A 23,713-nucleotide genomic window follows, 5' to 3' on the forward strand; every position below is an offset into this window, starting at 1 on the left:
ATGGCGAGTGTTCAGAGGGGGCCTTTCCGGTGCCTTAGAAAGCCCCCTCTGAATGTTCACAAAAAGAAGAATGAAGTAGGTACATCATGATCACGCGTCCCGAAAAGATCCGCAAGCTGTTAGCCGCCAACCGTGGTGAGATTGCCATTCGTATTTGCCGTGCGGCAAGTGAGCTTGGCATTGAGACTGTTGCGATTTATTCCAATGAAGACCGTTTTGCCCTTCATCGTTTTAAGGCTGATGAGTCGTACTTGATTGGCGAGGGCAAAGGTCCGGTTGAAGCCTATCTTGATATTGAAACCATCATCCGTGTGGCCAAAGATGCCAATGTGGATGCGGTTCACCCCGGTTATGGCCTTTTGTCAGAAAACCCGATCTTTGCGCGTCGTTGTCGTGAAGAAGGTATCATCTTTGTCGGCCCCAGCCCGGAAGTGATGGAAGGTCTGGGCAATAAGGTATCGGCCCGTGAACTGGCCGTTCGCGCTGGTGCGCCAGTGGTGCCTGCAACTGACGCTTTACCCGCAGATGAGGCGATCATTAAGGCAGAAGCCGCTAAAGTTGGCTACCCCATGATCACCAAGGCATCCTGGGGCGGCGGTGGCCGTGGCATGCGCGAAATTGAAAGTGAAGCGGAACTGCTGCAACAGGTCGATGCGGCCAAGCGTGAAGCCAAGGCTGCTTTCGGTAATGACGAGATTTATCTGGAAAAACTGGTCCGTCGTGCCCGCCACGTGGAAGTCCAGATCATGGGCGATACCCACGGTAATATCGTTCACCTGTTTGAACGCGATTGTACGGTTCAGCGTCGTAACCAGAAAGTAGTGGAACGCGCCCCTGCGCCATATCTGAATGATGAAAAACGCAACGAGTTGTGTGAAGCGGCCCTGAAAATTGCTCGCACAGCTGGTTATTCTTGCGCCGGTACCGTTGAGTTCCTGATGGATGTGGACACCGAAGAATTCTACTTCATCGAAGTGAACCCGCGTGTTCAGGTGGAACATACGGTGACAGAGGTCGTGACTGGCATTGATATCGTTCAGGCCCAAATTCGCATCTGTGAAGGCGCCATGATTAGCCGCGATGACAGCGGTGTACCTGTTCAAGATGAGATCAAACTGCATGGTCACGCCATCCAGTGTCGTGTCACCACAGAAGACCCAGAAAACAACTTTATCCCCGATTACGGTAAAATCCTCGCGTACCGTGGGGCCACTGGCTTTGGTATTCGCCTTGATGGCGGTACGGCCTTTTCTGGCGCACTTGTCACACGTTATTACGACAGCTTGCTGGAAAAAGTCACTGCCTGGGGGGCAAGCCCGAATGAGGCCGTTGCGCGTATGGATCGTGCCTTGCGTGAATTTCGTATTCGCGGTGTGGCGACCAATCTGGTCTTTTTGGAAAACGTGTTGTCCCATGAAAAGTTCCTGACTGGAGCCTATACTACTAAATTCATCGATACCACGCCTGAACTGTTTGATATGCCCAAACGTCAGGACCGTGCCTCTAAAATCCTCAATTTCCTGGGTGAAGTCATGGTCAATGGCAACCCGGAAGTTTTGGGGCGCAAGGCACCTGATCATATCCACCATCCGGTTGCCCCCAGCCATGCGGTTCCCCTGCAAGAGGGCTTGAAGCAAAAGCTTCAAAAAGACGGGCCAAAGGCGGTGGCTGATTGGGTCCTTGCGCAAAAACAATTGCTCTTGACCGATACCACCATGCGGGATGCGCACCAGTCCTTGCTGGCAACCCGTGTGCGCACAGACGATCTGGTCAAGATTGCTCCGACTTATGCGGCGCGCTTGCCGGAATTGTTCTCTATTGAATGTTGGGGCGGGGCAACGTTCGATGTGGCCATGCGCTTCTTGAAAGAATGTCCGTGGGATCGACTGGAACGCCTCAGCGCGGCCATGCCGAACCATTTAACACAAATGTTGCTGCGTGCTTCAAACGGGGTGGGCTATACCAACTATCCAGATAATGCGGTGAAATATCTGGTCAACCGTTCAGCGGAAGCCGGCATGGATGTATTCCGTGTCTTTGATAGCCTCAACTGGGTTGAAAATATGCGCATCGCCATGGATGCGGTGCTCGATACTGGCAAGGTCTGTGAAGCCACCGTTTGTTATACTGGCGATATTCTCGACCCGAACCGCGCCAAATATGACCTGACCTATTACGTCAATATGGCGAAGGAACTGGAAAAAGCAGGCGCTCATATTCTGGCGATTAAGGATATGGCAGGCTTGCTCAAACCCGAAGCCGGGCGTCAGCTCATGCGGGCCTTGAAAAACGAAGTCTCCATTCCGATCCACTTCCATACCCATGACACATCCGGTATCGCCGGGGCCACCATCATGGCCATGAATGAAGAAGGTCTGGATATTGCCGATGGGGCTCTGGATGCTATGTCCGGCTTGACCTCACAAGCCAATCTGGGCTCTATCGTGGCGGCCCTTCGCAATACGGAACGTGATACCGGTATTGATCAGCTCGCCATGCGCGAAGTCTCTGATTACTGGGAGCAGGTCCGTGCCAACTATGTGGGCTTTGAAAGCGATATCCGCTGTGGCACATCGGATGTGTATAACCATGAAATGCCCGGTGGTCAGTATACCAACCTGCGCCAACAGGCTCGTTCCCTCGGGATTGAAGAACATTGGAGTGAAGTCTCTGATGCCTATGCCGAGGTCAACCAGATGTTCGGCGATATCGTCAAGGTCACGCCATCTTCCAAGGTTGTTGGTGATATGGCCCTGATGATGGTGACGTCAAGCCTGACCCGCGCCGATGTGGAAAACCCGGATAAGGAAATTGCCTTCCCGGAAAGTGTAGTGTCTTTCTTTAAAGGCGAGTTGGGCCAGCCCACAGGGGGCTTCCCTAAAGAGCTGCAAGCAAAAGTGCTCAAAGGCGAAGAACCCATTACGGTGCGCCCCGGTTCTGTCATGGAACCGCTGGATCTGGATGCTGAAAAGCAAGCCGCCAGTGACTTGGCAGGGCGTGAGATCACAGATAATGAACTGGCCTCTTACATCATGTATCCGCAGGTGTTTCGTGATTATGTCAGCCATCAAAATCAATATGGCGATGTGACGGTTCTGCCCACAGGGGCGTTCTTCTACGGGATGGAACCGGGTGAAGAAATAGCGGTGGACCTTGAAAAAGGCAAGACCCTGTTCATTCGCTTTCGCGCCATCAGTGATGCGGATGAAGAAGGCAAGCGTACAGTCTTTTTTGAACTGAATGGTCAGCCGCGTAACGTGAAGATCACCGATAAAACCCAGGCTCCGCTGAAAGAAGCGGCGCCAAAAGCCGAAGACGGCAACGAAAACCACATCGGCGCCCCCATGCCGGGCCTGGTGGTGTCTGTCTCGGTCAAGGAAGGTGATCGTGTGGAACGCGGTGATGTACTGCTGTCTATCGAAGCCATGAAGATGGAAACATCCGTTCTGGCCGACAAACCCGGCACCATCACAAAAGTCATCGCAACTGCAGGAACCCAGGTCGATACCAAAGATCTGCTCGTTGTGGTGGATGATGATTAACAAATTATTTTTGGAGGCGTTCTTTTACCCGAATTGAGAACCTTTCCAATTATGCCCAAAGGTGCAACTCCTGAGCTTTTTGCAAGCACCTTTGGGCGGTTTTTGCCTCCCTGTTGTTTCGAGCTCCCTAGACATCGAACACAGGTCAACTTCCCTCAGGAGGCCATGCTCCTGAGGGATTTTTTTTAAAGGAAAACAGATTATGTCAATGATTGCAGACATCAAAGCAAGAGAAATTTTAGATAGTCGTGGCAACCCCACTGTTGAGGTGGACGTTGTATTGGAAAGCGGTGCAATGGGTCGTGCAGCCGTACCTAGCGGGGCTTCTACAGGTGTTCATGAAGCTGTAGAATTACGCGATGGTGATCAAGAACGTTATCTTGGTAAAGGGGTCTTGAAAGCAGTTTCAGCGGTGAATGACGAGATTGTTGAAGCGCTTGTTGGTTTGGATGCAACTGATCAGCTTTTGGTTGATGAGACCATGATCAAACTGGACGGGACTGACAATAAAGGGCGTTTGGGGGCAAATGCCATTTTGGGTGTGTCTTTAGCCACAGCGAAAGCCGCCGCAGAAGAAGCTGGCTTGCCGCTTTATAAATATCTGGGGGGTGTTTTTGCCCGTCAGATGCCTGTGCCCATGATGAATATCATTAATGGGGGGGCGCATGCCGATAACCCGATTGATATTCAGGAATTTATGATTATGCCTGTGGGCGCTGCTTCTTTGAAAGAAGCTGTTCGTATGGGCGCAGAAGTTTTCCATGCGCTTAAAGCTGGCTTGAAAGCAGCAGGGCATAACACCAATGTTGGGGATGAAGGTGGTTTTGCCCCGGCCTTGTCTTCCAGTGAAGAAGCATTGGAATTCATCATCAAAGCCATTGAAGATGCAGGTTATACGGCGGGTGAAGATGTGAAGGTTGCTCTGGATGTGGCCTCTTCTGAATTTTACAATGATGGCAAATATGAACTGGCGGGTGAAGGCAAGAGCCTGAGTTCAGAGGAAATGGCCCGTTATCTGGCTGATTTGGTGGAAAAATTCCCGATTGTCTCTATTGAAGACGGGATGGATGAAGATGACTGGACGGGCTGGAAAATCCTGACTGACCTGATTGGTGATAAGTGCCAGTTGGTCGGGGATGACCTGTTTGTGACCAATCCGAAGCGTCTGGCTGATGGGATTGAACAAGGTGTGGGCAATTCCATCCTGATCAAGGTGAACCAGATCGGCACCCTTTCTGAAACATTGGAAGCCATCGAGATGGCTCATAAGGCTAATTACACAGCTGTTGTGTCGCATCGCTCCGGTGAAACAGAAGATTCAACCATTGCAGATATCGCTGTGGCAACAAATGCTGGTCAGATCAAGACAGGCTCACTCAGCCGTTCTGACCGTATCGCCAAATATAATCAACTGATCCGTATTGAAGAAGAGCTTGGTGAGCAGGCTCTTTATATCTCAACACTTTAAGTATGTACTGGAGAATAAAATGACTGTTCGCGTCGCTATTAATGGATTTGGCCGTATTGGCCGTTTGTGTCTACGTGCCCTGATTGAAAGCAACCGTGATGATATTGAGGTGGTTGCCATCAACGATCTGGGCCCGGTTGATACCAATGCACATTTGCTCAAATATGACTCTGTGCATGGTGTGCTGCCTGCAGAGATTTCTGCAAGTGAAGACGCGCTTGTGATCAACGGTAAGGCGATTAAATGCACAGCGGAGCGCAATCCGGCAGAATTGCCTTGGGCTGAACTGAATGTAGATATCGTTTATGAATGTACGGGTATCTTTGTGTCAAAAGACGCTGCTCAGGCCCATATTGATGCCGGTGCCAAGAAAGTTCTGATTTCTGCACCGGGTAAGGATGTCGATCTAACCGTTGTTTACGGGGTGAACCATGACAAACTGACAAATGATCACAAAATTGTTTCCAACGCTTCTTGTACGACAAACTGTCTGGCCCCTGTTGCAGATGTGCTGAATAAAACGGTTGGCATTACCAAAGGCTATATGACAACGGTTCATTCTTACACAGGGGATCAGCGCACAGTCGATACGTTGCATTCTGATCTGCGTCGTGCCCGCGCAGCTGCTTTGTCTTTGATCCCAACGTCAACGGGTGCGGCCAAGGCGGTTGGTCTGGTTTTACCGGAACTGTCTGGTAAGCTTGATGGGTCTGCCATCCGTGTACCAACACCGAATGTCTCCATGGTTGACCTGACGTTTGAAGCAGCACGTGAAACAACGGCTGAGGAAATCAATGCAGCGATTAAAGAAGCCGCAGAAGGCCGCCTGAAAGGCGTTCTGGGGGCTTATGATGCACCGTTGGTGTCCATTGATTTTAATCATAATGCCAATTCATCCGCATTTGACCTGACGCAGACAACCGTTATGGAAGGCACATTTGTACGTATCCTGAGCTGGTATGATAACGAATGGGGCTTCTCAAATCGTATGTCTGATACGGCTATTGCGATGGCAAAAACAGGTTTGTAAAGAAAAAATGAGGGGAGGGGCTCGTCCCCTCCTTTTGTTCTGAATAAGTTAGACCCCCTTTTAAATGAAGGGGCAGGGAAAACTACCTATAGGCGATATGCTTTCAGCGTTCACATGTCCAAAATGATATCGCGAAGGCAGAGAGGGGATGCCCATCTCTATAACTCTCCCAAAGAGGTAAAGAAGTAAAGGTGAAAGAGGTAACGCTTCCCCTAGGGAAGCGTCCTGGCGAGACGAAAACCCAAGTTGCTGTGTCTGGATTTTGACTTGTACCTAGCAGAGCCTAGGGCGTCAGGGTCATCATACCAAGAACCACCCCGGGCGATGCGGAAACCACATTTTACTGCCCCCCAAAGCGGTAGTGTCCGATCTTCCGTGTAAATGACCGCTTAAGTTCACTTTTCCATCCTCAATATATTGAGGATGGAAAACGGTCTTCGAACAGGACGGCAAACTGGTTGAGAGCCTGTTTCCATGTTCGAGTGGGTATGGTCCACTTTTTTGAGGCATTTTTCAAGGCCAGATACAACAACTTAGTCGCCGCCTCGTCATTGGGAAAGTGGCCCCTGTTTTTTATGATTTTTCTCAAGGACATATTCAGCAACTGTATTAATCAGTTTGCCACTCTGATTTCTGAAGCACCATGGCATTTGCAATTGTTGCCAGCTTTCGAGCTGCTGCAATAACGCAAACTTTATGCGGTTTTCCAGCAGACTTAAGGCGTGCAAAGAAGGTTTTTATCTTCGGGTTATGCCATGAAGCGACTAATGCAGCTTGATAAAGAACGTCACGAACCTGTTTTCGCCCGCCAGATATAAAACGCTTTCCTTTATATTTCCCGCTATCTCGTGCGATAGGAGCGATACCACATAAACAGGCAATTTGTTTATCTGAGGCCGTTCCAAGTTCGGGAAGGAAGGCCAGAAAACTTGCACTGAGGACAGGGCCAACGCCGGGGATCGATTGCAAAATACGATCCTTTTCTTCAAGGTCATGATTCTCATGAATGAGCGTTGTGATCATAGCGTTTAAATTGGAAATCTGGTTATTTAGAAACTGGATATGAGCCTTGTCCAATTCTTCAAGGTCTTCTTCCTGCTGTTGTCGAGATTGGCATTTTAATGCAGCCCTTACTTTAATGAGTTGATGACGTTTTGCCATTAACCTATTGAGCCTCAATACATTATCAGATGGAAGGGAACGGCCTGAATTTGGGTTTTCCTGTATAAAACGGCAAATGATTTTGGCATCAATGCGAACGAGAAGGTTCATCCCCTAACGATGATGCTCAAAAGGAGTTAGCCCGTCTTCGCCGTGAAGTACGAGAACTGCGGGAGGAGAGGGCTCGCGAAGCGGACGGAACGGCACATTCTAAAAAAGGCGGCTCGTTACTTTGCGAGCCAAAAGCCGTGAAGTTCCAGTTTGTCCACCTGCAACGTGAGAACCATAGCATTGCTGGTCTGTGTCGTGCGATGAGCGTTTCTGAGAGTGGCTATTTTGCTTGGCGTAATCGTCCTACCAGCAAACGCCAACGAGAAGATATGGTACTGCTGGCCCATATCAAGTCCATCCATTATGCCAATTACCAATCCTATGGGCGAGGCCGTATGAAAGATGAATTGCAGGAAGAGGGAATTTGTGTCGGTGAACACCGCGTTGCCCGTATTATGAAGCAAAACAATTTGCGGATCGTGCGAAGTCAGAAATTCAAACGCACCACTGACAGCGATCACAAACATAATATTTCGCCTAATCTGTTGGATGGTGACTTTGCCGCGACAGCACCGGATCAAAAATGGGCGGGTGATATTACCTACCTGTGGACGGGTGAAGGCTGGCTTTACTTGGTGGTTGTCATCGACCTTTACTCCCGTCGCGTGATTGGTTGGTCTGCAAGTCGACGTATGAAAAAGGATTTGGTGATGGATGCCCTAAACAAGGCAATTGCCCTTCGCAAGCCACCTGCTGGTGTGATTTTTCATTCAGATCGCGGTTCACAATATTGTTCAAATAAATTCCGTAAACTGCTGGCAAAGTACAAGTTCGAACAGTCAATGTCCGGCAAGGGGAACTGCTACGATAATGCCGCTGTGGAGACATTCTTTAAGACCTTGAAAGCGGAAATGGTCTGGAAAATCGCCTTCCAGACACGCGACCATGCTAAAAAGGAGTTGTTCAAATATATAAATGGATTTTATAACGCAAAGAGACGCCATTCATATCTGAATGGCCTCAGTCCGATTAAATTTGAAAAACGGGCTGTCTAAGTGAGTGAGACGCACTCCACTTTTTCCGTACAGGTCCATAGTCTAGCGGTGATGCCAAAGTGCCTTAATGAGTAAAATGACAGTTTCCGATCTTCTCTAGAAATACCAGATTTGGTTAGGATTTCATCCCACAACGAATAGAACTGTCTTTTCGAAATGATTTTGCCAGTGCGGTTATCGGTGAAAATATAGTCCTTCTTATTGGCGAAACTTGAAATCCTTTTTAGTCTAGCGAAATGCTGACCGCCTCGTGCCATGACGGTTCTCGATTTTCTGTTTTTGGCGATTTCTTTCGGGATGTTTATTTCAACGAAAGTTTCGTCAGGATAGAGGTCAGCCTGCGATATTGAGCAAAGTTGTAGAATTTTGATTTGTCAATTTCGTTGACTTGCCTGTTCGAACCAACTTTTTGGTTACTGTCACCAAGAAATTCATAGAGGTGTTTGGTCAACTGGGTTTTAATAGTCTGATAGCGACCTTCGGTAATGAGACCCGTAGATACACGCTGTTGCTGATACTTCAAGAACTCCTCGACAAGTTCACCAACTTTCAGCCCGAACATTTTACGACCGGTTCGAAGTTGTAACTGAATGTCATAGAAAAGTTGTTTACCTCGTTCCAACGCAGTTTCGAGGTCACGTGTCTTTAACGTCTTACGGTAATATTTCTTCTCAGCAGATATCCAACAACGGAATTGGTAGATTTCACCATTCTGCCGAGTACGGTAAACGACAGCATCTCCACCGAGAATTGGGTGCTGGTCTACGAACGTTTTAGTTTCGCGGGATTTATTGTCAGCGATAATCACCAAAGTATGTAACTTTTCTGTAAGTCAAATTTCTAACTCATTGAAAAGTAACACACCTTGGTTGACTATGAAAAGACTATGCAAATGTTAAGTATTTGTAACACTTGCGTTTTTTAAGTGAAATTTATTCCCACTCAATCGTCCCTGGTGGTTTGCTTGTGCAGTCATAAACGATGCGGTTGATGCCGCGGACTTCGTTGATGATGCGGTTTGTGACACGACCCAAGAATTCATGGTCGAAGTGATAGTAATCGGCCGTCATACCATCTGTGGAGGTCACAGCACGCAGGGCGCAGACATAGTCGTATGTGCGGGCATCTCCCATGACGCCAACGGTGCGAACCGGTAGGAGAACGGCAAACGCCTGCCAGATGGCATCATATAGGCCAGCATTGCGAATTTCTTCCAGATAGATCGCATCGGCTTTGCGCAGGATATCGCACTTTTCCGGTGTGAGGGGCTGACCTGGAATACGAATGGCCAAGCCTGGTCCTGGGAAGGGGTGGCGGCCAACGAATTTTTCCGGCAGGCCCAGTTCACGGCCTAATTCGCGGACTTCGTCTTTAAACAATTCACGCAGGGGTTCAACCAAATCCATATTCATTCGTTCCGGCAGGCCACCAACGTTATGGTGTGATTTGATGGTGACGGATGGGCCACCAGTAAAGGATACGGATTCAATCACATCCGGGTACAATGTCCCTTGAGCGAGGAAATCAGCACCGCCTGCGGCTTTGGCTTCTTCTTCAAAGACATCAATGAACAAACCACCGATGGTTTTGCGTTTTTTCTCTGGATCAATTTCATCGCCAAGGGCATCAAAGAATTGCTGTGAGGCATCTTTGTGAATCAATTTGATATTGTAATGATCACGGAACAGGGTGACGACTTCTTCGGCTTCTCCCATGCGCATGAAACCTGTGTCGACGAATACGCAAGTGAGCTGCTCACCAATCGCTTCGTGGAGGAGAACGGCCACAACTGAGCTGTCCACTCCACCAGAAAGACCGCAGATGACCTTGCCATCACCGACTTGTTTGCGTACAGCTTCGATTGCCTGGTCTTTAAAGGCAGCCATGGTCCAGTCACCGGAACAACCTGCCACATTATGGGTGAAGTTCTGGATCAGTTGCGCTCCATGGGGGGTGTGAACCACTTCCGGGTGGAACTGAACGGCATAAAATTTCTTTTCTTCATTCGCAACAGCGGCATAAGGTGCGCCTTCGGAAGTCGCAACAACCTTAAAGCCTGGTGCCAGTTTGGTGACGCGATCACCGTGGCTCATCCAGACTTGTTCTTTAGCACCTTTTTCCCAGACACCTGTGAAGATGGAACATTCTTCGCTTACCTCTACAAAGGCACGGCCAAATTCGTGATGATCAGAGGTTTCAACCAGACCACCGAGTTGTTGCATCATGGTTTGTTGACCATAGCAAATACCAAGAACCGGAACGCCCATTTCAAACACCTTTTCCGGTGCACGTGGTGATTCTTCCCAGGTGACGGAAGCAGGGCCACCGGACAGGATCACAGCCTTGGGGGCATATTCATCCAGAAAGTCGTCTGTAATGGAATTGAAGGGGTGGATTTCAGAATAAACACCGCTTTCGCGCACACGGCGTGCGATCAATTGTGTTACCTGAGATCCGAAGTCGATAATCAAAATGCGATCGGTCATTGGGCCACCAGATTTATGGTCTTGAAAGTGCGCGCAACATACATCAAGTGGTTCGCCCCCACAATATATATAGTGGGGAAAGGCTGAAAAAATGGAATATGATATTTATCATACTTATTTATTATGTTATATATCATATTTGAAAATAAAGGATAGGGGAAGGTCATGGGATATCCGGCAGGCCATAAGGAAAAAACACGCAACCGCATTATAGCAGCCGCACGTAAACTATGGAAAACACAAGGCTACAGTGGGGCCAGTGTGGATCGGGTTATGGAGGAAGCGGGGCTGACCCGTGGGGGCTTTTACGCCCATTTCAAATCCAAGGATGATTTGTTTGCTCATGCGTTGAATGAAAATATCACACTGGTTCATTTGGATAAGCTCAAGGAAGAGGGTGTTGATGATTTTAAAGAGCAACGCAGACAGGTGATTCAAAATTATTTGTCCCCGCTTTATCGTGATCATCCAGATCAGGGGTGCCCTCTTACGTCCTTGGCTCAGGAAGGGGCACGTTTTCAAGGGGCGCCACAACAGGCCATGAGTAGCGTGATTGAAGAGTTGGTGACATGGTTATCTGGTGGGGAGAAAAGCAATAAAGGGCTGGCCGGGCTTTCGATGATGGTGGGAGCACTAACCTTGTCACGGGCCACGCATAACACGGAATTGTCCGACAAGATCTTACAATCGGTTGAACGTGAACTGGGGCAGCTTTTTAATGATGACCCTAACAAGGATATTCTGCGTCGCAGAAGTATGGAAATTTTAAAACAGACGCTTTAGGAGCGGAACTCTAAAAGCCAATCCACTGACGAATGATATGGTCTGGTGTTGACCAGATGAGTTTGGCTGTCATTGCCAATGAAACCAGAACAAGTAAGGGGCGGATGATTTTTGCCCCGTGTTTCATGCTCATATGTGAACCGATATAGGCTCCAATGGTTTGCCCCATTGCCATGATCAGGCCAATAATCCAAACAACTTGCCCACCCAGTATGAAAAAGAATAGGGAGGCAATGTTGCTGGTGAAATTCAGGATTTTGGTATGGGCTGTGGCCTTGATCAGGTTAAAGCCCATCAAGGTAACAAAACCGATTGTGAAAAATGATCCGGTGCCGGGGCCAAAGAAACCATCGTAAAAACCAAGTGAGAAACCAATCAACAGCGCAAAGCCCCAAAGGTGCAGGCGTTGATGGCGGTCTTCATCACCGATTTTGGGCTGGACCAGAAAGTACAGGGCAACCCCCAGCAGTAAAAAGGGGATTGTGTCCATCAGGACCCCGGCGTCCAGTGATTGCACCAGAAGGGTCCCGCAGGCAGAGCCAATGAAGGTAAGTAAGATCATCGGCCATATATCTCTAAGCTGAAGGTGGCCCTTTTGGATGAAATTGACGGAAGCGGCAAATGTGCCGAAACTTCCCTGTAATTTATTGGTTGCCAGTGCCTGTGCAGGATTGAGGCCGACGCCCAGCAAAGCAGGCAAGGCAATTAAGCCGCCACCGCCGGCAATAGAATCCACCCACCCGGCAACGAGCCCGATACTGAATAAAAGGGCGATGGTCTCTATGGTCAGGGCTTCGCTCACGGTATTTTTATGCCTTGCGTTCTAATACGGCGCAGAAGAACCCATCGCTTCGATGCAGGTCTGGGCGCATGGACATGAAGTTCCCATCAAAGGGGCTGGGGGTATGCAGGACATCGCCCCAGACGTCACTCATCGGTTTGATGTGATAGTCTGGATGACCGGTGAGGAATTTTTCAATTTGTTCTTCATTTTCCCGTTTGAGCAGTGAGCAGGTCGCATAGATCAGGCGACCCCCCGGTTTTACCATATGTGCAGCGGTTTCTAAAATGCGTTCCTGCCTGCCGATCAGGTCTTCCAGCAGCTCAGATGTCATTTTCCAGCGGCTTTCCGGGCTGCGCCTCCAGGCGCCAACGCCACTGCAGGGGGCATCAATCAACAGACGTTCCACACGGGATTCAAATTGCTTGAGCCAAGGGTCGCTTTCGCTTTTAATCGGGTGAAGCTCAACATTTGTGGCACCCGCACGCTCAAGGCGTGGGCGCATTTTAAACAGGCGTTTAGGGGAAATATCCAAGGCATAAAGCATCCCCTGATTATTCATTTCTGCGGCTAAAGCCAATGTTTTTCCACCGGCACCAGCACAAAAATCCATGACAAGCTCACAGTCTTTGGCCTCAGTTAACAGGGCAATGAGCTGTGATCCTTCGTCCTGAATATCGACCAGCCCATCTTTGTAGACTTTGAGACCAGCCAGTTTTATTTTTTTGGAACTGCGCAGGCAGTAGGGCGAGTATTCCCCTTTGGTGACATCAATATTTTGTTGCTGTAACAGGTCAATCACATTCGATGGGTCTGTATGTAACCCATTGACCCGCAAATCAAGCGGAGCTTCTGTATTCAGGGCGTTCAGGGTTGCTTCAAAATGCCCCCTCAGTGAGGCACGTAAGTCTGTATCCAGCCATTCTGGATATTCAAAGCGTACATGGTCCGGGGCTTTTTCGATGTTGACTTCGGACAACACAGCCAAGGCATTTTCTTCTTTTGGGTGAAGTGGGGCAGGGCAGTATTGATCCCCTGTGAAAAGCGCAGATACCTCTTCATCCTGTAAAAGACAATCAATCAGAACCAGTTGACGTGGTTCATGTTCCCATGAGACTTGATCAGCCATCCACGCAAGTTTGGCGCGGTGACGTAAAATACGATAGACTCGTTCATTGATTGAACGCCGGTCTTTGGAACCAGCATAGCGCCGTGCCTTGAAATATTGTGTTGTGATCGTATCGGCAGGCTTTTGGCCCTCAAATACAGTATGCAGGATTTCAATCGTTGATTGAAGGCGCGCAGCTGGTTTCATGGATAACCTCCCCTTAAAATACGTCATCCCGCCACGAGGGCGGGATCTCTAAAAGTTAAAGAGGTCCTCGTAACTTACGGGGACGACGTTATTTTATTGTTTTATTTCGCACCACTATAGTTCGGCGCTTCACGTGTAATCGTTACGTCATGGACGTGACTTTCACGCAAGCCCGCATTGGTGATGCGATTAAATTCACAGTTTTTGCGCATTTCATCAATGGTGGCACAGCCTGTATAGCCCATGGAAGAGCGCAAACCGCCGACCATCTGGTGAACAATCGCAGAAGCTTCCCCTTTATAAGGGACGCGACCTTCAATGCCTTCGGGCACGAACTTCATATCGTCTTTGACATCAGCCTGGAAGTAACGGTCCGCAGACCCGCGTGCCATTGCGCCCATGGACCCCATGCCGCGATAAGACTTATAAGAACGCCCTTGGTAAAGGAAGACTTCACCGGGGGCTTCATGTGTGCCAGCCAGCATGGACCCAACCATGACACAGCTTGCACCGGCGGCAACCGCTTTGGCAATGTCACCGGAATGTTTGATACCGCCATCGGCAATCACCGGAACACCATGTTTGTCGGCCATTTCACAGGCATTCATGACGGCTGTAAGCTGGGGTACACCGACACCGGCGACAATACGGGTTGTGCAGATGGACCCCGGGCCAATACCAACCTTTACAGCATCGGCACCAGCATCAATCAGGGCTTCGGCTGCTTTACCTGTGGCAATGTTGCCGCCAATGACTTGAACGTTCGGATAGGTCTTTTTGATCTTGGCAACCTGATCAATCACGCCACGGGAGTGACCGTGGGCAGTGTCCACAACCAGTACATCTACCCCTGCATCAATCAAGGCAAGGGAACGTTCCCAACCGTTATCACCTGTGCCTGTTGCTGCTGCCACGCGCAGGCGGCCCTGGCTATCTTTACAGGCATTCGGGTGTGTTTCAGCCTTATCAATATCTTGAACGGTGATCAAACCAACACAGCGATAGTCATCATCCACGACCAGCAGTTTTTCCACACGGTTTTGATGGAGCAGACGTTTGGCTTCGTCACCAGAAACGCCACCTTTCACAGTCACCAGGTTGTCCTTGGTCATCAGTTCGGAAATGGGCTGGTTCGGGTTTTCAGCAAAGCGCATGTCACGGTTGGTGATAATACCGACCAGTTTACCTGTCCCACGTTCCACAACGGGAAAACCAGAGAAAGAAACTTCCTGTTTTTTGGCCAGGACGTCAGCGAGCTTGGCGTCCGGTGTGAAGGTCAGCGGGTCTGCGACCATACCGGATTCGAATTTTTTGACTTTGCGAACTTCAGCAGCTTGTTCTGTAATCTCAAGGTTTTTGTGAACAACGCCGATCCCGCCAAACTGGGCCATGGCAATCGCCATGGAACTTTCCGTTACCGTATCCATGGCCGCAGATACAAGAGGAATATTCAGCTGAATTTCCTTGGTCAGATTTGTTGATGTATTTGCTGTTGCAGGCAGGACGTCAGATTCTGCGGGTACAAGCAGGACGTCGTCGAAGGTCAAAGCTTCTTTAATAATCACGGCCATCTCCATGTGCATAGGTTGTCTGGATTTGGCGCGTTATATATACATAGGTCTTACCAAACTTCCACAAGATTCATACATCTGGCGCAACTTTTTTTCGCAGGCGCAGTATTTATTCGTCGCTATAGGCATTTTTGCCGCGAAAACCACTGGCAATCACATAGGTTTCTGATGAATCCTTGCGGCTAGCTGGCGGTTTGGCATGGCGCACTGTAGTGAAAGATTTTTTCATGGTGTTGAGAAGATCGTTATCTGTGCCCCCGGCCAGAACCTTGGCAACAAACCAGCCATTGGGTTTCAGGATTTCGATGGCAAAATAAAAGGCTGCTTCAACCAAGCCTGTGATACGCAAGTGATCGGTTTGCGGATGCCCACTGGCTGCAGCCGCCATGTCACTGAGTACAATATCAACGGAGCCCCCGATGACTTCCTTTAAACGGTCCGGGGCATCATTTTCCATGAAGTCACCAACCAGAAGGGTCGCACCGGGGATATCCTCGACTTCTTGCAGATCAATGCCGATGACGTGCCCGTCCGGGTTTTTCTCGGCTTCAATACGTTCCGCAGCAACCTGGGTCCAGCCCCCCGGGGCACAGCCAAGGTCGACCACTTTCTGGCCGGGTTTAAGAAATTGAAAGCGGTCATCAATCTCAATGATCTTGAAAGCAGCCCGAGAGCGATAGCCCTTACGATTGGCTTCCTGTACATACGGGTCATTAAGCTGGCGTTGTAGCCAACGGGTCGAAGATAATTTACGTCCTCGTGCCGTTTTGACGCGAACGGATTTATCGCGACGGGTGATTGAAGTTTTCCATTTCTTACTTTGGGACATGGCGACACATATATATAGAGAGTGCAAAGGTCAGGGCGTCATCCTCGCGGATGCGGGGATCTCATGATCAACGAGATTCCCAATCAAGTTGGGAATGACACTCAGGGTGGTTATTACATAGTCTTCTTTATAGCATAAAGAAAGGTCTAAAGGGACTCATCAGAAGATTGCATGAGCTTAAGCAGGATACCTTCGCGAATACCGCGATCCGCAATGGTCAGTTCCCCCACAGGCCAAAGCTGGCATAAGGCTTCCAAAATGGCACAGCCTGCCACAACCAGATCGGCCCGGTTGGCCCCAATGCAGGGGTGTGCGGCGCGTTCTCTGGGGGACATATTGACCAAGCCATTTGAGACTTTTTCAATTTCGTCAAATGAAAGAGTTGTCCCGTCAACTTTGGAACGCAGATAACGCGGTAATTTTAACGAGATCGCGCCAAGGGTTGTCACTGTGCCCGATGTGCCCAGCATTTGCACCACACCTTCTGCCACATCTTTAGAAATGTGGTTGCGGATATCAAACTCTGTAATCTCTTTTAAAACCAGTTCCTGAATAGCTTGATAGTTTTTAGGTGAAATTTCTGTATGACCGGGTTCCGTAAATTCTTCAGAAACAGTCACGACCCCAATCGGTAGGGAAATAATATCGACAACTTGCGGGTCCCCCATCCGGTCCAACTCAATCCACATGATTTCTGTGCTGCCCCCGCCAATATCAAAGACCAGTCCTTTGGGCTTTTTCAGGTTGAGCAAGGAAGCACAGCCGGTTAAGGCGAGGCTGGCTTCTTCTTCCGGGTTGATGGCTTCCAGTTGGAGGCCGGTTTCACTTTGCACGCGGGTGAGAAAATCAATGGCATTTTCGGCGCGACGACAGGCTTCTGTAGCGACAGAACGGACAAAGGATACATTGCGGTTCTGGATTTTTTTGGAACAGACCAGTAAGGCTTTCAAGGTTCGTTCCATGGCATCGTCACTTAAACGACCACTTTGGGCGACATCTTCGCCCAAGCGTGTGATGCGGGAAAAAGAGTCCACAACACGAAAGCCTTGTTTGGTCCGTCTGGCAATCAGCATACGGCAATTGTTCGTCCCCAAATCCAGTGCCGCATATAAAGGCATGGTCGCAGCTTTGGCGGCGCGACTTGGACCTTTGCGTTTTTTGCGGTTTTGCATGTAGTTTGGGGCCACGTTTATCTATATGCCTCTATATAAGTGATTGGCTGATTACAAAATTCTTACATTCTTTCTATACGAAGACGCACCATTTGCGAAACACATATTATATATAAATGTAAAAAAGACCCACAAAAGAAGGTGTGAAGATACCGTGAAAAGGCGACAAATATGGTGGCCGTTTCGGGACATTTCTGAGTGATTCTAAATGCTGAGCTATGCAAAAGTCCGAAATCAGGCATGAAAAAAACGCATATTGCGTTGCGAAATGCAAAAAAATAAGGCGGTAATACCACAAAGCCTTAATTTGCTTGGCTTTTCTTTAAATTAGCATTGTGTGCCTTAGAAACCTTAGCCTTGCGGCTTTAGAATAAATCTAGCAATGCACTTCGCAGTCGCACAAATATGTTTGTAAAGCGTACAAAAATTTAAAATTTCTCAATTTTTTTTGCATTGATGACTGGACCATGGGTCCGTTCTTGCGGTACAAAATTGCGGGTTACGGCGCTTTGTTTGTAATAAAGTTGTCGTATTTAAGTTTTTGTAACAAATAAACCGCTGCTATTTTGCAGTGGAAGCTCTCGATATGTAGGGGAGGCATTTTTTATGAGTGATCATGATGGATCAGGCTACTGGGCGGCAAATATTCGCCTTGTGACTTGGCTTCTGGTTATCTGGGCAGTTTGCTCTTATGGCTTTGGTATTCTCCTGCGTCCTGCGCTGGATGCTATGGTACCGTTTGGTGGTGTTGGACTGGGTTTCTGGTTCGCACAACAAGGTTCAATTTTTGTTTTCTTGGCGATCATTGCGATCTACACCAAGAAAATGGCACAAATTGACGAAGATTTCGGCGTACACGAAGACTAAAATCGTCTGGGGAATGACTTAATATGGATCTTACAACACTTACGTATATCTTTGTGGGCGGCTCTTTTGCGCTCTACTTTGGTATCGCGATTTGGGCCAAAGCTGGCTCTACAGGTGAATTCTACGCTGCGGGTCGCGGTGTACACCCAGTAGCCAACGGTATGGCTACTGCGGCTGACTGGATGTCAGCTGCATCCTTTATCTCTATGGCGGGTTTGATCGCCTTTAAAGGTTACGACGCATCTATCTTCCTGATGGGTTGGACTGGCGGTTACGTGCTTCTGGCACTGCTTCTCGCTCCGTACCTGCGTAAATTCGGCAAGTTCACTGTGCCGGAATTCGTTGGTGACCGTTTCTATTCTTCCACAGCACGTGTAACAGCTGTTGTTTGCTTGATCGTAGCGTCTATCACATACGTTATCGGTCAGGTTAAAGGTATCGGCGTTGCATTCGGTCGCTTCCTGGAAGTAGATTACGCAACTGGCCTGGTTATCGGTATGGTAACTGTAGCGTTCTACGCTGTATTGGGTGGTATGAAGGGTGTAACTTACACTCAGATCGCTCAGTACTGTGTACTGATCTGTGCTTACACTGTTCCGGCTATCTTCATCTCCTTGAACCTGACAGGTTCTCCGCTGCCGCAAATCGGTCTGTTCTCTGAAACAGAAGGTGGCATCGCGATGTTGACTAAACTGGACATGGTTATCACGGACCTTGGCTTTAAAGAGTACACTGCTCAGAAGGGTGGTATGATGAACATGTTGTTCTATACCTTCTCCCTGATGATCGGTACTGCTGGTCTGCCGCACGTAATCATCCGCTTCTTCACAGTACCTAAAGTACGTGACGCTCGTGCGTCTGCTGGTTGGGCACTGGTATTCATCGCGATCCTGTACACAACTGCTCCGGCTGTTGGTGCTATGGCTCGTCTGAACCTGATGAACGCTATTCAAACTGGTGAAGTTGGTACAGTTGAAGGTAACCTGAAGTACGAAGAACGTCCTCAGTGGTTCAAAAACTGGGAAGCAACTGGCCTGTTGAAGTTTGAAGACAAAAACGGTGACGGCCGTATCCAGTACTACAACGACAAGAACAAAGATTTCGCTGCTAAAGCCGCTGCTTGGGGCTGGAAAGGTAACGAAATGGTGAAAGTTGACCGTGACATCATGGTTCTGGCGAACCCTGAAGTTGCTCAACTCCCGAACTGGGTAATCGCTCTTGTTGCTGCTGGTGGTCTGGCTGCTGCCCTGTCTACTGCTGCGGGTCTGCTGCTGGCGATCTCTTCTGCCGTATCTCACGATTTGTTGAAGTCTACGTTCATGCCGGAAATCTCTGAGAAGCAAGAACTGATGTATGCTCGTCTGTCCATGATCGGTGCGATCATCCTGGCTGGCTACTTCGGTCTGAACCCTCCGGGCTTTGCAGCTCAAACTGTAGCCCTGGCGTTCGGTCTGGCCGCTTCTTCAATCTTCCCGGTACTGATGATGGGTATCTTCTCTAAGAAAATGAACAGCACTGGCGCGATCGCTGGTATGGCAGCTGGTATCGGCTCCACTCTGCTGTACATCTTCTCTTATAAAGGTTTCTTCTTCGTCAAAGGCACTGAGTTGATGGCTAACACTCCTGCTAACCACTTGTTCGGTATTTCTCCGGAAGCATTTGGTACAGTTGGCGCGATCATCAACTTCGCAGTTGCGTTCATCGTGATGAACATGTCTGCGCCGGTTCCGGCTGAAATCGAAGCTATGGTTGAAGACATTCGTATCCCGAAAGGTGCGGGTGCTGCTCAAGACCACTAAGATTTATCTTAGCTGATCTTAGCGAACCAAATTCAGGAGACGGGCTCTGCTTTGGCAGGGCCCGTTTTCTTTTGGGCGGTTCTGTCTTTCTTTTTCCTTTGTTGTCGTTTGCGATAGGGTTGTACTTGACCTTTGGATTGAAAGAGACCAATCTAGGCAAAATTTAATTTGGCGCGATATGGGGGTCATAATGGATATCGAACTGATTGAAATCAGGGATTTTTTGAAGGTGCACCATCCCTTCGATCTTTTACCGGAAGAAGCTTTGGAAACATTGCCAACCACCATTGAGGTGCGTTATGCCCGCCGTGGAACTGTTATGTTTGAGCCCGGTGATGATAATAAGTTCCTGTGGGTGGTGCGCACAGGTGCAGTTGAAACCCTTGATCCAGATGGCAATCTGCTGGCTCGTCTGTCAGAAGGGGAATGTTTCGGGGTACGTGCGATTTTGCGTGGTGGTGTTGCGGTGAACCGTTGCGAAGCCATTGAAGATAGTTTGCTCTATTTACTTCCTGTTGCTGAATTTGATCGTTTGCGCAAAGAATATCCTCAGTTTGCCTATTTCTTTGCCCCAATGGGTGGGGATCGTTTGCGTTCTGCACGCGAACATGCCGAGGCATCGACAGAAGATGCCATTGGCCTGATGTCCACAAAGTTGAGCGATATGCTTAAGCGTGATCCTGTCACAATTGCACCGGATGTGACAATTCAACAAGCCGCCAAGGCCATGTCTGAAAAAGGGGTCTCTTGCCTGCTGGTTACTGAAAATGAAAAGCTCAGCGGTATTGTGACGGATAAGGATTTGCGCAAACGGGTTGTGGCCGAAGGTCTTGCCTATGACACACGCTTGTCCCAAATCATGACCTTTGACCCAATCCACATTGATGCGGATGAGTATTTGTTTGACGCCTTATTGGTGATGTCACGAAATAATATTCGTCACCTGCCTGTATTGGATGGGGAGAAGGTTGCTGGTGTGGTCACGACGACCAATATTGTGCAAAAACAGACAACTTCCATGGTTTATCTGGTTGGGGATATTTATAAACGCAACACGGTTGCGGGCCTGAAAGATGTGGTCAAGCAGGTCCCGAATATGGTGATGAATCTTGTGGACGGTGGGGCAACGGCCCATAATATCGGCCATGTAGTCTCCACTGTCACCGATGCAATTGCTACACGCTTGATCCAAATGGCCGAAGAAAAACTTGGCCCAGCCCCAGTCCCGTTTGCCTGGATTGTTGTGGGGTCAGAAGCGCGCCATGAACAAACCGCAATTTCCGATCAGGATAACGGTTTGATTTTGGATGATACTTACGACGAAGCCCAACATGGGGACTATTTCAGAGAATTGGCCAAATTTGTCAGTGATGGGCTGAACGAATGTGGCTATGTGTATTGTCCAGGGGATGTGATGGCGACCAATGATAAATGGCGTCAGCCACTGGTCGGATGGAAAAACTATTTTGCGAAATGGATTGATGCTCCGGAGCCGGAAGCCCTGATGCTATCGAGCATTTTCTTTGATATGCGCAGCATTTATGGGGACGAGCGCCTTTATGCTGAATTGCGTGATTTCGTTTTGAAGAAATCAACAGGTAATCGGATTTTCCTGTCCTTTATGGCGGGCAATGCGCTGACACATCAACCACCGTTGGGCTTCTTTAAGAATTTCGTATTGATCCGGGGCGGTGAGCATGACCATACCTTTGACCTGAAACATAATGGGGTTGTGCCGATTATTGATTTAGCGCGGACCTATTCACTGGATGCCGGATTGACCGAGGTGAATACAAAAGACCGCTTAAAAGCAGCTGTTGAAAAGAAAATCATCTCAAAAGACGGGTCTGATGACCTTCTTGATGCGCTTGAGTTTATCAGCATTACGCGCCTGCGCCATCAGGCCCAGCAAATCCGCAATGGGGAAAAGGCGGATAACTTTATGGCACCGGAAAATATGTCCCATTTTGAACGCAACCACCTTAAAGATGCGTTTAATGTGGTCAAAACCATGCAATCGGCCTTGGCGACGGCTTACACCTAAGGGGTGATTTATGTGGAAACGGATGTTCGGCCCGGACCTGCGACGGGAATGGTATCTGATCAAGATGCCGGAAGGGCCGATGAAGCAATATTATCGCAAACCCATTCCCTGGCCGGAAACCGATTATCGCGAGCTGGAATATCTCTGCATTGATCTGGAGCTAACAGGTCTCAATCCTGAAACGGATGAAATTCTCAGTGTCGGTTTTGCCCCGATTGTGGATCAGAATGTGATCCTGTCTGAATCGGCCCATTATCTGGTGCGTCCCAGTGGGGAGTTGCCCGAAGATTCTGTCGTGGTGCATGGCTTGACCGATGATCGTCTGGCAGAAGCCGAGCCTTTGGAAGATGTGTTGCCCCATGTGTTGATGGCCCTGTCTGGCCGGGTGCTTTTTGCTCATCATGCACCAATTGAACTGGGGTTCCTTAACGTTGCCTGTGAACGGATTTATGGGTACCCCTTGCTTACCCGTGCAGTGGATACTTTAGAGCTGGAAAAACGCAACCGCCAGCAACGTAACCAGCCTTTGGACGGTGGTGTGTTGCGATTGGCAAAAGCACGCGAAAGCTATAACTTGCCGCGTTATCGTGCTCATAATGCCCTGGTGGATGCGGTTGCCTCCGGCGAATTGTTCCTTGCTCAGGCCGCTCACAAAACCGCAAAAGGCGAAAAAATAACCTTGCGAGAGCTGATGTTTCGTAATCGTTGAGAAAACTTGTGAATTTACGCAGGAAAAGCTTGAGTTTTTTCGGGTTTCCTCGCATTTTCTCCTGACTTTATTTCTGACGGTTAAAAAAGAAGATCACTCATGTGGGACATTATTATCGCCATCTCTCTGGTTTTTGTTGTCTGTGGACCGATTTGGGCCATTTGCCGTTATCTGCGCGTTGATCTTCCCAAGTTTATTCTGCCCATGTTGGCGGGTGTGACCCTCTTGGGGTTTAATGCCTATATGCGTTATACATGGGGGGACCGCACGGCCGAAGCATTTCCCCCAGAAGTGGTTGTTCTAAAAGAATACCGTCATTCTAACCTGTTTGAACCCTGGACATTCCTGTGGCCGCGTGTCTCTCACCTGATTGCGGCGGATACCACACAGACCCGCACAAATGCAAATTACCCAGATGTCATTATGGGCTCTACGGTGATGATGCAGGAACATCAGGATACGACTGAAATGTCGGTCTTGGTCAATTGTAAGGAAGGGTTGGTTGCCGTTTTGCCAACCAATATGGTTGCACAAGGCCAAAACCCTATTGAAACAGCGCAATGGACAGCACGTAGCGAATTTCCATTCATTGCTGATTTCTACTGTAAACCATAACGGGCAGGCTCTTAGCCCTCCGTCCCCTTGATGAGATAGTCTTTAATCGTCAAGTCCTGTTCGACCATATGTTTGAGGACAAGGGCGCGCAAGAACAGGGTTGAGGCTTCGACCTGATCTGATGCATCATTTTGACACAGATCCTGATAAACCTGCACGGCATCTTCCAGCAGGCTGTGATGGTGGCGCTTGTGTGTATTGTAATCAGGAAAGCCAATATTCTTCATGATCTGTTCTTCATAATGGAAATGGCTTTTGACCTCATCCATCAGGCTGGAAAACAGGTCGCATAAATCGGGGTGTGCCATTTCATTTGCAATGGCATCCAGAAAATCGTTAAACAGATTGATCAGCTTTTGGTGTTGCCGATCAACACTGACCAGTTCAGTTGTGAGCTTGTGGCTCCATTCAATTTTCTTAGTCACGTGCAGCCTT

The 23,713-nt window shown here is 48.8% G+C and carries 19 protein-coding genes and 1 pseudogene; 10 read left to right on the forward strand and 10 right to left on the reverse strand.

Annotation, left to right across the window (positions count from 1 at the left end):
* The first annotated feature begins 86 nt into the window (after window positions 1-86).
* The 3 genes from E4K71_RS03250 to gap all read left to right on the forward strand — a co-directional run bounded on the left by E4K71_RS03250 (window position 87) and on the right by gap (window position 6,040).
* Complete coding sequence (locus tag E4K71_RS03250; RefSeq protein ID WP_135076496.1) at window positions 87-3,542, forward strand: pyruvate carboxylase; 3,456 nt, start codon at window positions 87-89, stop codon at window positions 3,540-3,542.
* Between the two features lie 202 nt (window positions 3,543-3,744).
* The gene (eno, locus tag E4K71_RS03255; RefSeq protein ID WP_135076499.1) at window positions 3,745-5,010 is read left to right on the forward strand and encodes a phosphopyruvate hydratase; all 1,266 of its coding nucleotides are present in this window, start codon (window positions 3,745-3,747) and stop codon (window positions 5,008-5,010) included.
* A 19-nt stretch (window positions 5,011-5,029) separates the two neighbouring features.
* Window positions 5,030-6,040: a type I glyceraldehyde-3-phosphate dehydrogenase gene (gene gap / locus E4K71_RS03260; RefSeq protein WP_135076502.1), complete on the forward strand. Its 1,011-nt coding sequence runs from the start codon at window positions 5,030-5,032 to the stop codon at window positions 6,038-6,040.
* A gap of 409 nt (window positions 6,041-6,449) precedes the next feature.
* Here the strand turns inward: gap and E4K71_RS03265 are convergent.
* Window positions 6,450-6,650 (reverse strand): annotated as a pseudogene (locus E4K71_RS03265) (transposase); the annotation flags it as partial.
* Entirely contained in the window at window positions 6,650-7,312 is a 663-nt protein-coding gene (locus tag E4K71_RS03270; RefSeq protein ID WP_135076505.1) for a transposase, read from the reverse strand. The pseudogene E4K71_RS03265 and the gene E4K71_RS03270, both read right to left, overlap by 1 nt.
* A 56-nt stretch (window positions 7,313-7,368) precedes the next feature.
* Here E4K71_RS03270 and E4K71_RS03275 point away from each other — a divergent pair, with 56 nt between their 5' ends.
* Window positions 7,369-8,307 carry an IS3 family transposase gene (locus E4K71_RS03275; RefSeq protein WP_240796905.1) on the forward strand — a complete coding sequence of 313 codons (939 nt, stop codon included), beginning with the start codon at window positions 7,369-7,371 and terminating at the stop codon, window positions 8,305-8,307.
* Between the two features lie 301 nt (window positions 8,308-8,608).
* Here E4K71_RS03275 and E4K71_RS03285 read toward each other — a convergent pair whose 3' ends face one another.
* Window positions 8,609-9,115 (reverse strand): hypothetical protein, encoded by a 507-nt coding sequence (locus E4K71_RS03285; protein WP_135076511.1) that lies wholly within the window; start codon window positions 9,113-9,115, stop codon window positions 8,609-8,611.
* A 124-nt stretch (window positions 9,116-9,239) separates the two neighbouring features.
* Window positions 9,240-10,793, reverse strand: a complete 1,554-nt coding sequence (guaA, locus tag E4K71_RS03290) for a glutamine-hydrolyzing GMP synthase (protein WP_135076513.1) — start codon at window positions 10,791-10,793, stop codon at window positions 9,240-9,242.
* A 165-nt stretch (window positions 10,794-10,958) separates the two neighbouring features.
* Between guaA and E4K71_RS03295 the strand changes: the two genes are divergently transcribed.
* Window positions 10,959-11,576, forward strand: coding sequence for a TetR/AcrR family transcriptional regulator (locus E4K71_RS03295; RefSeq protein WP_135076515.1), 618 nt, complete (start codon window positions 10,959-10,961; stop codon window positions 11,574-11,576).
* Window positions 11,577-11,586: 10 nt separating this feature from the next.
* On the opposite strand, the gene E4K71_RS03300 is transcribed toward E4K71_RS03295, so the two are convergent.
* From E4K71_RS03300 to E4K71_RS03320, 5 genes are all read right to left on the reverse strand, one after another.
* A complete protein-coding gene (locus E4K71_RS03300; RefSeq protein WP_135076517.1) occupies window positions 11,587-12,378 on the reverse strand; it encodes a TSUP family transporter in 792 nt (263 codons plus the stop codon).
* Window positions 12,379-12,385: 7 nt separating this feature from the next.
* Window positions 12,386-13,672 (reverse strand): RsmB/NOP family class I SAM-dependent RNA methyltransferase, encoded by a 1,287-nt coding sequence (locus E4K71_RS03305; RefSeq protein ID WP_167730232.1) that lies wholly within the window; start codon window positions 13,670-13,672, stop codon window positions 12,386-12,388.
* Between the two features lie 101 nt (window positions 13,673-13,773).
* Window positions 13,774-15,237, reverse strand: coding sequence for an IMP dehydrogenase (gene guaB / locus E4K71_RS03310; protein WP_240796867.1), 1,464 nt, complete (start codon window positions 15,235-15,237; stop codon window positions 13,774-13,776).
* A 115-nt stretch (window positions 15,238-15,352) separates the two neighbouring features.
* Window positions 15,353-16,072 (reverse strand): RlmE family RNA methyltransferase, encoded by a 720-nt coding sequence (locus E4K71_RS03315; RefSeq protein WP_135076523.1) that lies wholly within the window; start codon window positions 16,070-16,072, stop codon window positions 15,353-15,355.
* Between the two features lie 146 nt (window positions 16,073-16,218).
* Complete coding sequence (locus tag E4K71_RS03320) at window positions 16,219-17,244, reverse strand: Ppx/GppA phosphatase family protein (protein ID WP_135076526.1); 1,026 nt, start codon at window positions 17,242-17,244, stop codon at window positions 16,219-16,221.
* 606 nt (window positions 17,245-17,850) lie between these two features.
* Here E4K71_RS03320 and E4K71_RS03325 point away from each other — a divergent pair.
* From E4K71_RS03325 to E4K71_RS03345, 5 genes are all read left to right on the forward strand, one after another.
* Entirely contained in the window at window positions 17,851-18,111 is a 261-nt protein-coding gene (locus E4K71_RS03325; protein ID WP_135076529.1) for a DUF4212 domain-containing protein, read from the forward strand.
* 23 nt (window positions 18,112-18,134) lie between these two features.
* Window positions 18,135-19,910, forward strand: a complete 1,776-nt coding sequence (locus E4K71_RS03330) for a sodium:solute symporter family protein (RefSeq protein WP_135076532.1) — start codon at window positions 18,135-18,137, stop codon at window positions 19,908-19,910.
* Between the two features lie 190 nt (window positions 19,911-20,100).
* Window positions 20,101-21,954, forward strand: a complete 1,854-nt coding sequence (locus E4K71_RS03335; RefSeq protein ID WP_135076535.1) for a DUF294 nucleotidyltransferase-like domain-containing protein — start codon at window positions 20,101-20,103, stop codon at window positions 21,952-21,954.
* A 10-nt stretch (window positions 21,955-21,964) separates the two neighbouring features.
* Window positions 21,965-22,663 (forward strand): exonuclease domain-containing protein, encoded by a 699-nt coding sequence (locus tag E4K71_RS03340; RefSeq protein WP_206201952.1) that lies wholly within the window; start codon window positions 21,965-21,967, stop codon window positions 22,661-22,663.
* A 99-nt stretch (window positions 22,664-22,762) separates the two neighbouring features.
* On the forward strand, window positions 22,763-23,278 hold the full coding sequence (locus E4K71_RS03345; protein ID WP_135076538.1) for a hypothetical protein: 516 nt from the start codon (window positions 22,763-22,765) through the stop codon (window positions 23,276-23,278).
* Between the two features lie 11 nt (window positions 23,279-23,289).
* Here E4K71_RS03345 and E4K71_RS03350 read toward each other — a convergent pair whose 3' ends face one another.
* The gene (locus E4K71_RS03350; protein WP_167730237.1) at window positions 23,290-23,703 is read right to left on the reverse strand and encodes a hemerythrin family protein; all 414 of its coding nucleotides are present in this window, start codon (window positions 23,701-23,703) and stop codon (window positions 23,290-23,292) included.
* Between the last annotated feature and the right edge of the window lie 10 nt (window positions 23,704-23,713).

Source organism: Terasakiella sp. SH-1 (assembly GCF_004564135.1).
GTDB lineage: Bacteria > Pseudomonadota > Alphaproteobacteria > Rhodospirillales > Terasakiellaceae > Terasakiella.

Excerpts from the sequence above, each read along its gene's own strand:
- E4K71_RS03330 (WP_135076532.1), top strand. The coding sequence starts at position 18,135 with ATGGATCTTACAACACTTACGTATATCTTTGTGGGCGGCTCTTTTGCG.
- E4K71_RS03305 (WP_167730232.1), bottom strand. The coding sequence starts at position 13,672 with ATGAAACCAGCTGCGCGCCTTCAATCAACGATTGAAATCCTGCATACT.
- E4K71_RS03335 (WP_135076535.1), top strand. The coding sequence starts at position 20,101 with ATGGATATCGAACTGATTGAAATCAGGGATTTTTTGAAGGTGCACCAT.
- eno (WP_135076499.1), top strand. The coding sequence starts at position 3,745 with ATGTCAATGATTGCAGACATCAAAGCAAGAGAAATTTTAGATAGTCGT.
- E4K71_RS03320 (WP_135076526.1), bottom strand. The coding sequence starts at position 17,244 with ATGCAAAACCGCAAAAAACGCAAAGGTCCAAGTCGCGCCGCCAAAGCT.
- E4K71_RS03295 (WP_135076515.1), top strand. The coding sequence starts at position 10,959 with ATGGGATATCCGGCAGGCCATAAGGAAAAAACACGCAACCGCATTATA.
- E4K71_RS03270 (WP_135076505.1), bottom strand. The coding sequence starts at position 7,312 with ATGAACCTTCTCGTTCGCATTGATGCCAAAATCATTTGCCGTTTTATA.
- guaA (WP_135076513.1), bottom strand. The coding sequence starts at position 10,793 with ATGACCGATCGCATTTTGATTATCGACTTCGGATCTCAGGTAACACAA.
- E4K71_RS03325 (WP_135076529.1), top strand. The coding sequence starts at position 17,851 with ATGAGTGATCATGATGGATCAGGCTACTGGGCGGCAAATATTCGCCTT.
- gap (WP_135076502.1), top strand. The coding sequence starts at position 5,030 with ATGACTGTTCGCGTCGCTATTAATGGATTTGGCCGTATTGGCCGTTTG.
- E4K71_RS03250 (WP_135076496.1), top strand. The coding sequence starts at position 87 with ATGATCACGCGTCCCGAAAAGATCCGCAAGCTGTTAGCCGCCAACCGT.
- E4K71_RS03315 (WP_135076523.1), bottom strand. The coding sequence starts at position 16,072 with ATGTCCCAAAGTAAGAAATGGAAAACTTCAATCACCCGTCGCGATAAA.
- E4K71_RS03340 (WP_206201952.1), top strand. The coding sequence starts at position 21,965 with ATGTGGAAACGGATGTTCGGCCCGGACCTGCGACGGGAATGGTATCTG.
- E4K71_RS03345 (WP_135076538.1), top strand. The coding sequence starts at position 22,763 with ATGTGGGACATTATTATCGCCATCTCTCTGGTTTTTGTTGTCTGTGGA.